The sequence below is a fragment of the Pseudomonas sp. TH10 genome (genome assembly GCF_016651255.1).
In the GTDB taxonomy this organism is placed as follows: Bacteria; Pseudomonadota; Gammaproteobacteria; order Pseudomonadales; family Pseudomonadaceae; genus Aquipseudomonas.
On the sequence record NZ_JAEKEG010000065.1, the window covers coordinates 23,412 to 37,229 of the forward strand.

Below are 13,818 nucleotides of genomic sequence, written 5' to 3' on the forward strand. Positions count from 1 at the left end.
AGGGGTGACCGCTCAGTCTTGTGGGGACTTTGCGAGGCGCGTATCCTCGCTGACCAGTCTGTCCAACAGTAAAAAGCGGAATGCCAAAATGTCTGATCTGAAAACTGCCGCTCTCGAATATCATGCCAATCCTCGTCCAGGAAAGCTGAGTGTCGAGCTCACCAAGGCCACTGCTACTGCTCGCGACTTGTCGCTGGCCTATAGCCCCGGCGTAGCTGAACCAGTGCGTGAGATCGCTCGCGATCCTGAACTGGCCTACAAATACACCGGCAAGGGCAACCTGGTTGCAGTCATTTCCGATGGCACCGCGATTCTGGGCCTGGGTAACCTCGGCCCACTGGCTTCCAAGCCAGTGATGGAAGGTAAAGGCGTGCTGTTCAAGCGCTTCGCCGGCATCGACGTTTTCGACATCGAAGTCGACTCCGAAAGCCCGCAAGCCTTTATCGACACCGTAAAACGCATTTCCATCACCTTCGGTGGTATCAACCTGGAAGACATCAAGGCGCCTGAGTGCTTTGAAATCGAACGTGCTCTGATCGAGCAGTGCGACATTCCAGTATTCCACGATGACCAGCACGGCACCGCGATCGTGACCGCTGCGGGCATGATCAACGCCCTGGAAATCGCCGGCAAAACCCTGCCAGACGCCAAGATCGTCTGCCTGGGCGCTGGTGCTGCCGCCATCTCCTGCATGAAATTGCTGGTGAGCATGGGCGCACGCATCGAAAACATCTTCATGGTTGACCGTACCGGCGTGATCCACTCCGGCCGTGACGACCTGAACCAGTACAAAGCCGTATTCGCCCACGCCACCGAGAAGCGCAGCCTGGCTGACGCTCTGCAAGGCGCTGACGTGTTCGTCGGTCTGTCCGGCCCGAACCTGCTGAGCGCTGAAGGCCTGCTGTCGATGGCGGCCAACCCGATCGTGTTCGCCTGCTCGAACCCGGATCCGGAAATCTCCCCGGAACTGGCGCACGCCACCCGCAACGACGTGATCATGGCGACCGGCCGTTCGGACTACCCGAACCAGGTCAACAACGTACTGGGCTTCCCATTCATCTTCCGTGGTGCTCTGGACGTTCGCGCCAAGCGTATCAACGAAGAAATGAAAGTGGCTGCCGCCAACGCCCTGCGTGAACTGGCCAAGCTGCCAGTGCCTCAGGACGTGTGCGACGCCTACGGTGGTGCTCCGCTGGAATTCGGTCGTGAGTACATCATTCCGAAGCCAATGGACAAGCGCCTGATCACCCTGATCTCCGACGCTGTGGCCAAAGCCGCGATCGAGACCGGTGTGGCCACCCTGCCGTATCCGAAGAACTACCCGCTGAAAAGCGTGGATGACGTGTTCAACGGCTAAGCCGTAGCACTCAGGAAAACCCGGTCAGTGGCCGGGTTTTTTTTGCCCGGACAATCAAAGGATCACAGCCTTCGACAGGTCCTGCGGGAGATCACGTTCCCCTGTAGGCGCTGCCGAAGGCTGCGATCTTTTGATCCTGGCTGTAAAAAAGCCCCGCACTTCTCACGAAGGCGGGGCTTTTCAGTAGCTGCGGATCAGAACAGATCGATCGGCGCCTGCTCATCCGCTGGCAGCGGGCTGCCCGGTACAGCGCCGTTACCCAGCTCATTCACCGACGGCGGCGTGTCTTCAGCCTTGAACAGCTCGAAGTACGCACCCGGCGTGCTTGGCGTTGCCGCGCGACCGCTCACCGGATCCACCCGCAGACTCAGCAAACCTTCCGGCTCAGGCTGGACGTGAGGCGGCTTGTCCTTCAGCGCAGCCGACATGTAGTTCATCCAGATCGGCAGCGCCACGGTGCCGCCGAATTCGCGACGACCGAGGCTTTCCGGCTGGTCGAAACCGGTCCAGACAGTGGTCACGTAATCGGCGTTGTAACCGGAGAACCAGGCGTCTTTCGATTCGTTGGTGGTACCGGTTTTACCAGCGATGTCACTGCGGCCCATGGCCAGTGCACGACGGCCAGTGCCGAGCTTGATCACGTCCTGCAACATGCTGTTGAGGATGTACGTGGTGCGACCATCGACAATCCGCTCAGCCACTGCAGGTGACTGCGCAGGCTGGCTACTTGAGGCGTCCGCAGGCGTTGCATTGACCGTGATAGCGCTGGCCGCTGGTGCCGCGATGCCATCGCTGACGACTTCGCCCTTAGGCACGGTTGGCGGGTTGGCGACGAACAGGGTGTCGCCGTTACGGCTTTCGATCTTGTCGATAACGTAAGGCGTGATCTTGTAACCACCGTTGGCGAACGTACTCCATCCGGTGGCGATCTCCATCGGTGTCAGCGTCGCGGTACCCAGGGCCAGCGACAGGTTCGGCGGCAGATCCTGCTTGTTGAAACCAAATCGGCTGATGTAGTCGATGGTCTTGCTAACGCCCATCGCTTGCACCAAGCGGATCGACACCAGGTTGCGCGACTTGTACAAACCTTCACGCAGGCGGATCGGGCCGAGGAAGGTGTTGGTGTCGTTCTTCGGACGCCAGACCTTGTCGAGGTACTCGTCGACAAACACGATTGGCGCGTCGTTGACCAGCGTGGCGGCGGTGTAGCCGTTATCCAGCGCCGCACTGTAGACGAACGGCTTGAAGCTCGAACCCGGCTGACGCTTGGCCTGCATGGCGCGGTTGTAGTTGCTCTGCTCGAAAGCGAAACCGCCGACCAGCGAGCGAATCGCGCCGTTTTGCGGATCCAGCGACACCAGTGCACCTTGTGCCTGCGGGAGCTGGCTGAATTTCAGCGAATTGTCCTTCTGGCGCTGCACACGCACCAGATCGCCGACCTGGGCAACATCCGACGGCTGGCGCGGGTTGGCGCCCATGCTGTTGGTGTTGAGGAACGGCCGCGCCCATTTCATGGTGTCCCAGGCGACATGTTCTTCGCCGGTGCGGGTCAGCACTTGCAGGCCGTTCTTGTCGACCTGGGTGACGATGGCGGGTTCAAGGCTGCTGATGGTGCGTTGTTTGCTCAGCTCGCTGACCCAGGCTTCGCGGGTCTTGCCCGGCAGGCGCGATTCAGGGCCGCGATAACCGTGGCGCTGATCGTAAGTGATCAGGCCTTCGTGAAGCGCCGTGTTGGCCATTTCCTGCAGGTTGCTTGGCACCGTGGTGGTCACGCGGAACCCTTCGGTATAAGCGTCGCTGCCATAGCGGCCGACCATTTCGGCGCGGGCCATCTCGGCAATGTAGGGGGCGTTCACTTCCGGTGTCGGGACGTGATAACTGGCGTTGAGCGGCTCGTTGATCGCGGCGGTGTAGTCGGCTTCGGTGATCTTGCCCAGCTTGTACATGCGGCCCAGGATCCAGTCACGCCGCTCTTTGCTGCGCGCCGGGTTGGCCAGCGGATTGAAGCGCGAAGGGGCCTTGGGCAGGCCCGCAATCATCGCCATCTGCGCCAGGCTGACGTCACGGATCGACTTGCCGTAGTACACCTGCGCAGCGGCTTCGATGCCATAGGCGCGGTTGCCGAGATAGATTTTGTTCACGTACAGCTCAAGGATTTCGTCCTTGGTCAGCTGCCGTTCAATTTGCAGAGCCAGCAAAATCTCGGTGGTTTTGCGCGAGAAGCTGCGTTCGCTGGTCAGGAAGAAGTTCTTCGCCACCTGCATGGTAATGGTGCTGCCGCCGGACTGGATGTGACCGCTTTTGACCAACTGGGTCGCGGCGCGCATCAGGCTGCTCGGATCAACGCCATAGTGATTGGCGAAATTGTCGTCTTCAGCACTTAGTAACGCATTAATGAAATTGGGCGGAATGTCGGCGAAACGGATCGGAGTACGGCGCATTTCGCCAAATTCTGCGATCAACTTGTTATCGCTGCTGTAGACCCGCAGAGGAATCTGCAACTGAATGCTTCTCAGGGCCTCCACAGACGGCAAACCCGGACTAAGGTAAAGATAGGCGCCGCTGAGACCTAAAAGCAGTCCGCAGAAAACGGCGACGATGGACCAACCGAAAAATTTCAGCAGACGAATCAAGGCTTTTGGACATCCAGGGCAAAGAATGAATTTGGCGACGGGGTTCCGGCGACACACAGAACAACCCGCGCAGGCAGTAAAAAGCGGAAAAAAACGCTGGGCATTATAAGCACTTTTCTAGCGGGGGCGTCATTTGCGCTTCTGTCAAGACGGGCGGGTTGAACGCAATGGACATTACAGAGTCCGTAACTCACGGAAAGTCATAGGGAATTGGTAGTGCTGGGACTCTTCAATAAAAAGGCCAACACGCTTCTGGGGATCGACATCAGCTCCACGTCGGTGAAGCTTCTGGAGTTAAGTCGTCAAGGCGAGCGCTACCGGGTTGAGGCCTATGCAGTCGAGCCGCTGCCCGCCAATGCAGTCATCGAAAAAAATATCGCTGAACTCGAAGGTGTCGGGCAGGCATTGTCGCGCGTGCTGATCAAGGCCAGGACCAATCTCAGGAATGTGGCGGTGGCGGTGGCCGGTTCGGCGGTGATCACCAAGACAATCGAGATGGATGCCGGCCTCTCCGACGACGAGCTGGAAAACCAGCTGAAGATCGAGGCCGATCAATACATTCCCTATCCCCTGGACGAAGTCGCCATCGACTTCGAAGTCCAGGGGCCTTCGGTGCGAAACCCGGCACGAGTCAATGTGCTGCTGGCCGCCTGCCGCAAGGAAAATGTCGAAGTCCGTGAGGCTGCCCTGGCACTGGCCGGCCTTACCGCGCGGGTGGTCGATGTCGAGGCCTATGCGCTGGAGCGCTCGTTCGGCCTGCTGACTGGCCATCTGGCCAGCCCCCAGGGGCAGTTGACCGTGGCCGTGGTCGACATCGGTGCAACAATGACCACCCTCAGTGTTTTGCACAAGGGGCGAATTATCTACACCCGCGAGCAGTTGTTCGGGGGGCGTCAGTTGACCGAAGAAATCCAGCGTCGCTACGGCCTGACCCTTGAGCAGGCAGGGCTGGCGAAGAAACAGGGCGGTCTGCCCGACGATTACGTCAGCGAAGTCTTGCAGCCGTTTCGCGAGGCGCTGGTGCAGCAGGTGTCGCGTTCGCTGCAATTCTTCTTCGCATCCGGCCAGTACAACGCGGTCGACCATATTCTGCTGGCCGGCGGCACGGCGTCGGTGCCGGGGCTGGACCGCCTGATCGAACAGCGCCTGAAGACCCCGACTCAGGTAGCCAACCCGTTTGCCGACATGGCCCTGAGCAGCAAGGTCAATGCCGGGGCGCTGGCCAGTGACGCGCCGGCCCTGATGATTGCCTGCGGGCTCGCGCTCAGGAGTTTCGACTGATGGCGCGGATCAATCTTCTACCCTGGCGCGAGGAACTGCGCGAGGAACGCCGCAAACGCTTCCTGGTGACCCTCGTTGGGGTCCTGGTGGGCTCCGTGGGGGCGGTGCTGATTGCGGACCAGGTCATCACAGCGGCCGTTGACCGTCAGCTCGCGCGCAACGATTACATCGGCAAGCAGATTGCCGTAGTCGATGAGCGGATCAAGCAGATCAGCGACTTGAAGGCACGCCGCCAGCAGCTCATCGAGCGCATGCGTATCATCCAGGACCTGCAGGGCAATCGGCCAATCAGCGGGCGGATATTCGACCAGCTGGCGCGCACCTTGCCGGACGGGGTGTATTTCACCGAAGTCAAAATGGTCGGCACTACCTTGTCCATTACCGGTGCTGCCGAGTCCAATAATCGCGTGTCTGACCTGATGCGCAATCTTGACGGCTCCGACTGGTTCGATGCCCCCAGCCTGACCGAGGTCAAGGCCACTACGGCGGGTCAGCTCGACCAGGCGAACATCTTCCAGTTGACGGTTCGACAGACCCAGCCCGCCGCTGTGGAGGACGGTCAATGAGTCCATCGGAATGGTTTGCCGGACTGCGCAACGTTGATATCAACGATTTGGACACCAACAACATCGGCTCATGGCCGCCGGCGATCAAGGCGATCGCGGGTGGGCTGCTGATGGTGCTGGTACTGGCCCTGGGGTATCACTTTTACCTCAGCGACCTGGAAACCCAGCTGGACAGCAAGCGTGAGGAGGAGCTGACACTCAAGGAGCAATTCACCTCCAAGGCCCGCATGGCCGCCAATCTCGAGCTGTACACCCAGCAGATGAAAGAGATGGAAAACTCCTTTGGCGTGTTGCTGCGCCAACTGCCCAGCGACACCGAGGTGCCGGGCCTGCTGGAGGACATCACTCGCACCGGGCTCGGGAGTGGGCTGGAGTTCGAAGAGATCAAGTTGCTGCCGGAAGTTACCCAGCAGTTCTATATCGAACTGCCGATCCAGATCACCGTGACCGGGGCCTATCACGACCTGGCGACCTTCGTCAGCGGTGTGGCCGGCCTGCCCCGGATCGTCACGCTGCATGACTTCGACATTGCTGCGGCCGACCCGGATGGCGGGACGAAGTTACGCATGAGTATCCTCGCCAAGACCTACCGCTATAACGACAAGGGGGCGCCGAAATGAGCCCGATCCGTTGTTTGGCCATGGTGCTCGTCGTGCTCGGGTTGGCCGGCTGTGGGAAGGGCGACGACGTCAGCGACCTCGATGCCTACATGAACGAAGTTCGCCTGCGTCCACCGGGGAAGATAGAGCCAACGCCGATTTTCCGCTCCTACCCGACGTTCACCTACAGCGCCGCCAACCTGCGAAGCCCGTTTTCCCGGCAGGTCAGGGTGGACCTGGCTGGCCAGAAGCACGGCTCGCGTAACGTCAAGCCTGATCCTGCCCGGGCCAAGCAGTACCTGGAAGGTTTCAACATCGAGCAGTTTGAAATGGTCGGCACGATTTCCAATGCAACCGGCTCCTTTGCGCTGCTGCGCGGGGCTGGCGGCGTGCATCGACTGAAAGTCGGTGACTACTCTTGGGCGCAACGATGGGCGCATTGTCGCCATCAGCGGCTCACAGGTCGACGTGATCGAAATCGTCCCCGACGGCCAGGGAGCCTGGCTGGAACGGCCGCGAACCATACCTTTGAAAGAGCATTCATAGTGGGACTAGAATAATGAACAGGATTTTCTCAGCCCTCGGTATTTCGCTATGGATAGCGCTGCTTTCGCCGATGGCACAAGCGGCCAATCTGAAGACGCTGGACGTTGCCGCACTGCCTGGGGACCGCATCGAGTTGAAGCTGTCGTTCGATGGCACGCCTCCCACGCCCAAGGGCTACACCACCGAGTCACCGGCGCGGATCGCACTCGACCTGCCCGGGGTGGTCATCCAGCTGTCCAGCAAGACCCGCGACCTGGGTGGCGGCAATGCCCGCAGTGCCACGGTGGTGGAAGCCAAGGACCGGACGCGTCTGATCATCAACCTGACGCAGTTGTCCCCCTATACCTCGCGGGTCGAAGGCAACACCCTGTTTGTGGTTGTCGGCCAGGGCGCGAGCAAGGCTGCATCGCGACCGGTCGCCAGCGCGCCGCGTGCCGTCACTTCGCCGGCCCCGGCGAAAGCCTACGCGCCGGTAGCCAAGGCTATTCGCAGCGTTGACTTCCAGCGTGGCACCCAGGGCGAGGGCAATGTGGTCATCGACCTGTCCGATCCATCCATCGCCCCGGACATTCAAGAGCGCGAGGGCAAGATCATCCTTGGCTTCGCCCGAACCCAGCTGCCAGAGTCCCTGCGAGTCCGCCTGGACGTGAAGGATTTCGCCACGCCGGTGCAATTCGTCAATGCCAGTGCCACCGGGGACCGTGCGACCATCAGCATCGAACCCAGCGGTACTTACGAGTATTCCACCTTCCAGACCGACAATAAGCTCACCGTCAGCATTCGCCCGATGACCGTCGACGACCTGCAAAAGCGTAATGCCGACCGCCAGGCCTATGTCGGCGAAAAGCTGTCGCTGAACTTTCAGGACATCGACGTGCGCTCGGTGCTGCAACTGATCGCCGATTTCACCAACCTCAATCTGGTCGCCAGCGATACGGTGCAGGGCGGCATCACTTTGCGTCTGCAAAACGTGCCGTGGGATCAGGCGCTGGACCTGGTGCTGAAAACCAAAGGGCTGGATAAACGCAAGATCGGCAACGTGCTGCTGGTGGCGCCGGCCGACGAAATCGCCGCGCGCGAAAGGCAGGAACTGGAATCGCAAAAGCAGATCGCCGAACTGGCGCCGCTGCGTCGTGAATTGCTGCAAGTGAACTATGCCAAGGCCGCGGACATCGCCAAACTGTTCCAGTCGGTGACCAGCGCTGAAGCGAAAATCGACGAGCGCGGTTCGATCACCGTCGACGAACGCACCAACAACATCATTGCCTACCAGACCCAGAATCGCCTCGACGAACTGCGGCGGATCGTGGCGCAACTGGATATTCCGGTGCGCCAGGTGATGATCGAGGCGCGCATCGTCGAGGCCAACGTCGATTACGACAAGAGCCTGGGCGTGCGCTGGGGCGGCTCGATCCAGAACAAGGGCAACTGGAACACCTCCGGGGTCAGTAACGGTTCATCGACCACCATCGGCACGCCGGGCAGCACCAGCACCAACTCGCCGTTCGTCGACATGGGCACCATCGGCAACACCTCGGGGATCGGCATTGCCTTCATCACCGATAACGTCCTGCTCGATCTGGAACTGACGGCGATGGAGAAAACCGGCAACGGTGAAATCGTCTCACAGCCCAAAGTGGTCACCTCCGACAAGGAGACCGCGAAAATCCTCAAGGGCACCGAGATTCCTTATCAGGAGGCCAGCTCCAGCGGCGCGACGTCGGTGTCGTTCAAGGAGGCTTCGCTGTCGCTGGAAGTGACCCCGCAGATCACCCCGGACAACCGCATCATCATGGAGGTCAAGGTCACCAAGGATGAGCCGGATTACCTGAACAAGGTGCAGGACGTACCGCCGATCAAGAAAAACGAGGTCAATGCCAAGGTGTTGGTCAACGATGGCGAGACCATCGTCATCGGTGGCGTTTTCTCAAATACTCAAAGCAAGGTTGTAGATAAGGTGCCATTTCTCGGCGATGTGCCGTATCTTGGCCGCCTTTTCCGGCGTGACGTGGTTTCGGAGAAAAAATCCGAGCTGTTGGTGTTTCTCACACCGCGTATCATGAATAACCAGGCGATTGCTGTGAGTCGTTGATTCTGTGCGAAATTTGATTCTTGTAGGACCGATGGGGGCTGGAAAAAGCACCATCGGCCGGTTACTGGCCAAAGAGCTGCGCCTGCCGTTCAAAGATTCCGACAAGGAAATTGAATTGCGCACGGGTGCCAATATCCCATGGATTTTCGATAAGGAAGGCGAGCCAGGCTTCCGTGATCGCGAGCAGGCGATGATTGCCGAGCTGTGCGCGTGCGATGGCGTGGTGTTGGCGACCGGCGGCGGTGCAGTCATGCGCGAAGCCAATCGTCGGGCGCTGCATGCCGGTGGTCGGGTCGTGTACCTGCACGCCTCCGTCGAACAGCAGGTCGGCCGCACTGCGCGCGACCGCAATCGGCCGTTGCTGCGCACCGCCAATCCCGAGAAAACCCTGCGCGATCTGTTGGCAATCCGCGATCCGCTCTATCGGGAAATCGCTGATCTGGTGGTGGAAACCGACGAACGGCCGCCACGCATGGTGGTGCTCGATATTCTCGACCGCCTCGCGCAACTGCCGCCCCGTTAAAGCATCGCTCGAAATGCGCTATCCTCGGCGTCCTGTCACAGCCCGTCGAGGTTGTGGCGGATGGCGTGCGAGCGGCGTCATACCAACAGAGGCCGCGGACATCGATAATTCAGGGCAGGACGCCTGCTTCCATCTTCACTGTGGGGACACATGCAGACACTCAAGGTCGATCTAGGCGAGCGCAGCTACCCGATTCATATTGGCGAAGGTTTGTTGGATCAGCCCGAGTTGCTGGCTCCGCATATTCATGGGCGGCAGGTGGCAATCATCTCCAACGAGACCGTTGCGCCGCTCTATCTCGAACGTCTGACCCGCAGCCTGGCGCAGTTCTCGGTAATTTCTGTGGTATTGCCGGACGGCGAGGCCTTCAAGAACTGGGAAACCCTGCAACTGATCTTTGATGGTCTGCTGACCGCTCGTCATGACCGTCGCACCACCGTCATCGCTCTTGGCGGCGGTGTCATCGGCGACATGGCCGGGTTCGCCGCGGCCTGCTATCAGCGTGGCGTCGACTTCATCCAGATCCCTACGACATTGCTGTCCCAGGTCGATTCGTCGGTGGGTGGCAAGACCGGGATCAACCATCCGCTGGGCAAGAACATGGTCGGCGCGTTCTATCAACCGAACGTCGTGCTGATCGATACCGCCTCCCTGAATACCTTGCCAGAGCGCGAACTTTCGGCCGGTCTGGCGGAAGTCATCAAGTACGGGCTGATCTGCGACGAGCCGTTCCTGAGCTGGCTCGAAGAAAACGTCGACGCACTGCGCGCCCTGGATCAGAAAGCCCTGACATATGCCATTGAGCGTTCCTGCGCGGCCAAGGCTGCGGTGGTCGGCGCCGATGAGAAGGAAACCGGCGTACGCGCCACGCTCAACCTCGGCCACACTTTCGGCCACGCCATCGAGACCCACATGGGCTATGGTGTCTGGTTGCATGGTGAAGCGGTCGCGGCTGGCACCGTGATGGCGCTGGAAATGTCCGCGCGTCTGGGCTGGATCAGTGAGCAGGAGCGTGATCGCGGCATCCGTCTGTTTCAGCGCGCCGGTCTGCCGGTGGTGCCGCCGACAGAAATGACCGAAGCCGATTTTCTCGAACACATGGCAATCGACAAAAAAGTGATCGACGGTCGTCTACGCCTGGTGCTGCTGCGCCGGATGGGCGAAGCGGTGGTGACCGCCGATTATCCGAAAGAGGTTCTACAGGCCACGCTGGGAGCGGATTACCGCGCCCTGGCTCAGCTTAAAGGTTAATAAGATTCCGATGACTAGTTTGCATGCCGACGAGGCGTTCCTCGGCCATTTCCAGTTAAGTCACGACCCCTTCGCGCCGCGGGTGCCGGGCTTCAAATTCTTCCCGGCCCAGCGCAAACCGGTGCTGGGTCAACTGCATCACCTGGCGCGCTATAGCCAGTTGCTGCTGGTGGTCACTGGCCCGCAAGGCAGCGGCAAGACCCTGTTGCGCCAGGCCCTGGTGGCCAGTACCAACAAGCAATCGGTGCAGAGTGTGGTGGTTTCCGCCCGCGGTGCCGGTGATGCCGCCGGCGTGCTGCGCCAGGTGGCCCAGGCGCTGAATGTCGCCCAGCCGGAAATCGGCTCGATCCTGTCACAGGTCGTACAGCTGGCCTTGACCGGGCAGGAAGTCTATCTGCTGGTGGATGACGCCGAGCAGCTTGACGAGTCAGCGCTGGAAGCGCTGATGGCGCTGGGTGCCGGCGCGCCGGAAGGTCGCCCGCATGTCTTCCTGTTCGGTGAGTCGTCGCTGATCGCTCAGCTTGAGGCTTTGCACCTCGAGGAAGAGCGTTTCCACGTCATCGAACTGCAGCCGTACACCGAGGAAGAGACTCGCGAGTATCTCGACCAGCGGCTGGAAGGTGCGGGCCGCGGTGTCGAACTTTTCACCGCGGATCAGATCTCTGATATTCACGAAAGTGCCGAGGGTTGGCCTGGCAATATCAACCAGGTCGCTCGCGATGCTCTTATCGAAGTCATGATTGCCAGCCGCTCTGCGGTCAAGCGTCCAAGTATGGGGTTCAACATGCCGAAGAAACACGTATTGGCGATTTCCGCCGTAGTCGTGGTCGCGGTAGCCGCCGCCTGGTTGATGCCAGGTCGCAGCAAAGCACCGACCACTGGCGCTCCTGCCAACGAGCAGGCGCAATTGCCGCTCGGCGAGGGTGCACCGCAACCTAACAGCAACGGTGCTCCAGCCGTGGAGTTCGCCGGTAATTCGCAGCCGATGCCGTTGCCGCTTGTCGGCAACTCGCAACCGGTCATGCGTGGCCCGCTGGCCGAAGCGGCGGGTGGCATCACTGAAGGTGACGATGGCGTGCCGGTTGAAGGCTCCAGCGCCACACCGCCGACCGTGACCACTTCTGCGCCGCCGGCCGGAATCCAGCCTGGCCCAGCGCCGACGCCGGCCGCCAAGCCTGCGCCAGCACCGACCCAGGTGGCCACTGCCAAGCCGGCTCCCGCACCTGTCGCCAAACCCGCGCCTGTGCCGGCCAAACCTGCCGCCGTGGCGACCGCCAAGCCTGCCGAGAAACCGGCCGCTGCCGCTGCCAAAGGCGCCGGTGGTACCTGGTACGCCGGGCAACCGACCAGCAACTACGTGGTGCAGATCCTTGGCACCAGCTCCGAAGCGTCTGCGCAAAACTTCGTGAAAGAGCAGGGCGGCGAGTACCGTTATTTCAAGAAAGTCCTCAACGGCAAGCCTCTCTACGTGATCACCTACGGCAATTTTGCCAACCGTGATGCAGCCCTTAGCGCCATCAAGGCCTTGCCAGCGAAGGTTCAGGCTGGTAAACCTTGGCCTCGCACTGTTGCCAGCGTCCAACAGGAACTGGCAACAACTCGCTGAAGATTCGGCGGCCTTACCCAGGCCGCCTCTCCCGGCACCTCAATATTTCCGCCTGTGCGCGCCGTCTCTACAGACCGCGTGCCTTGTGGTGTCTGCGTCATAGTAGTCTTTGAGTCGTTGCAGTCAGAATTAAAAAAGTTTTGACTAGCACAGCAGATCGCTTTAAACCTTTCACAAATGCGACATAGATTTGCGACATTTCGTCGTCAAATTTGTGAGCGTCTGTGTCGCTGTGTACAATGACCACCCTTTTGCCCCCGCTAAGCCGGCGTACGTTCGGCGCGGAATGCAAGTGGTTGAATTGAAAAGAAATTTGCCTCGAAAAGAGGCAGCCTGGTGAGAAAGTGTCTATGAAAGCAGGTCTGTACCAACCAGATGAATTCAAGGATAACTGCGGTTTCGGCCTGATAGCCCATATGCAGGGCGAACCCAGTCATACCCTATTGCAAACGGCCATTGAGGCCCTGACCTGCATGACCCACCGCGGTGGGATTAATGCCGACGGCAAGACCGGTGACGGTTGCGGTCTGCTGATTCAAAAGCCCGATGCCTTCCTGCGTGCGATTGCCCAGGAAACCTTCAGCGTCGAGCTGCCCAAGCAATATGCCGTGGGCATGGTCTTCTTCAATCAGGATCCGGCCAAGGCCGAAGCCGCTCGCGAGAACATGAACCGCGAGATCCTTGCTGAAGGCCTGCAACTGATCGGCTGGCGCAAAGTGCCAATCGACACCAGCGTCCTCGGCCGCCTGGCCCTTGAGCGTCTGCCGCAGATCGAGCAGGTGTACATCGGCGGTGAAGGCCTGAGCGACCAGGACATGGCCGTGAAGCTGTTCAGTTCCCGTCGTCGTTCGTCCGTGGCCAACGCTGCCGACACCGATCACTACATCTGCAGCTTTTCCCACAAGACCATTATCTACAAAGGCCTGATGATGCCGGCCGATCTGGCCGCGTTCTATCCAGATCTCAGCGACGAGCGCCTGCAAACCGCGATCTGCGTGTTCCACCAGCGCTTCTCCACCAACACCCTGCCGAAATGGCCGCTGGCGCAGCCATTCCGCTTCCTCGCCCACAACGGCGAGATCAACACCATTACCGGTAACCGCAACTGGGCTCAGGCCCGTCGGACAAAGTTCAGCAACGATCTGATGGATCTGGAAGAACTCGGCCCGCTGGTCAACCGGGTCGGTTCCGACTCCTCGAGCATGGACAACATGCTTGAACTGATGGTCACCGGTGGCATCGACCTGTTCCGTGGCGTGCGGATGATCATTCCGCCAGCGTGGCAGAACGTTGAAACCATGGACCCGGATCTGCGTGCGTTCTACGAGTACAACTCGATGCACATGGAACCGTGGGACGGCCCG

Annotated in this window: 9 protein-coding genes and 2 pseudogenes; 10 read left to right on the plus strand and 1 reads right to left on the minus strand. The window is 60.2% G+C overall.

What is annotated here, in order from left to right; genetic code table 11:
- The first annotated feature begins 88 nt into the window (after window positions 1-88).
- Complete coding sequence (locus JFT80_RS10450) at window positions 89-1,357, plus strand: malic enzyme-like NAD(P)-binding protein (protein ID WP_201147803.1); 1,269 nt, start codon at window positions 89-91, stop codon at window positions 1,355-1,357.
- A 194-nt stretch (window positions 1,358-1,551) separates the two neighbouring features.
- On the opposite strand, the gene JFT80_RS10455 is transcribed toward JFT80_RS10450, so the two are convergent.
- Window positions 1,552-3,987, minus strand: coding sequence for a penicillin-binding protein 1A (locus tag JFT80_RS10455; RefSeq protein WP_374091343.1), 2,436 nt, complete (start codon window positions 3,985-3,987; stop codon window positions 1,552-1,554).
- Between the two features lie 219 nt (window positions 3,988-4,206).
- Here JFT80_RS10455 and JFT80_RS10460 point away from each other — a divergent pair, with 219 nt between their 5' ends.
- The 9 genes and pseudogenes from JFT80_RS10460 to gltB form a co-directional block, all read left to right on the plus strand.
- A complete protein-coding gene (locus JFT80_RS10460; RefSeq protein ID WP_201147805.1) occupies window positions 4,207-5,271 on the plus strand; it encodes a pilus assembly protein PilM in 1,065 nt (354 codons plus the stop codon).
- The gene (locus tag JFT80_RS10465) at window positions 5,271-5,837 is read left to right on the plus strand and encodes a PilN domain-containing protein (protein WP_201147806.1); all 567 of its coding nucleotides are present in this window, start codon (window positions 5,271-5,273) and stop codon (window positions 5,835-5,837) included. Before JFT80_RS10460 ends, JFT80_RS10465 begins: the two co-directional genes overlap by 1 nt.
- A complete protein-coding gene (pilO, locus tag JFT80_RS10470) occupies window positions 5,834-6,457 on the plus strand; it encodes a type 4a pilus biogenesis protein PilO (RefSeq protein ID WP_201147807.1) in 624 nt (207 codons plus the stop codon). Before JFT80_RS10465 ends, pilO begins: the two co-directional genes overlap by 4 nt.
- Window positions 6,454-6,982, plus strand: a pseudogene (locus JFT80_RS10475) (pilus assembly protein PilP). Before pilO ends, JFT80_RS10475 begins: the two are co-directional and overlap by 4 nt.
- Before the next feature lie 13 nt (window positions 6,983-6,995).
- Window positions 6,996-9,074: a type IV pilus secretin PilQ gene (gene pilQ / locus JFT80_RS10480; RefSeq protein WP_201147808.1), complete on the plus strand. Its 2,079-nt coding sequence runs from the start codon at window positions 6,996-6,998 to the stop codon at window positions 9,072-9,074.
- Window positions 9,075-9,078: 4 nt separating this feature from the next.
- On the plus strand, window positions 9,079-9,597 hold the full coding sequence (gene aroK, locus JFT80_RS10485) for a shikimate kinase AroK (protein ID WP_201147809.1): 519 nt from the start codon (window positions 9,079-9,081) through the stop codon (window positions 9,595-9,597).
- A gap of 150 nt (window positions 9,598-9,747) precedes the next feature.
- A complete protein-coding gene (gene aroB, locus JFT80_RS10490) occupies window positions 9,748-10,848 on the plus strand; it encodes a 3-dehydroquinate synthase (protein WP_201147810.1) in 1,101 nt (366 codons plus the stop codon).
- 10 nt (window positions 10,849-10,858) lie between these two features.
- The gene (locus tag JFT80_RS10495) at window positions 10,859-12,454 is read left to right on the plus strand and encodes an AAA family ATPase (RefSeq protein ID WP_201147811.1); all 1,596 of its coding nucleotides are present in this window, start codon (window positions 10,859-10,861) and stop codon (window positions 12,452-12,454) included.
- Window positions 12,455-12,804: 350 nt separating this feature from the next.
- Window positions 12,805-13,818, plus strand: a pseudogene (gene gltB, locus JFT80_RS10500) (glutamate synthase large subunit); the annotation flags it as partial.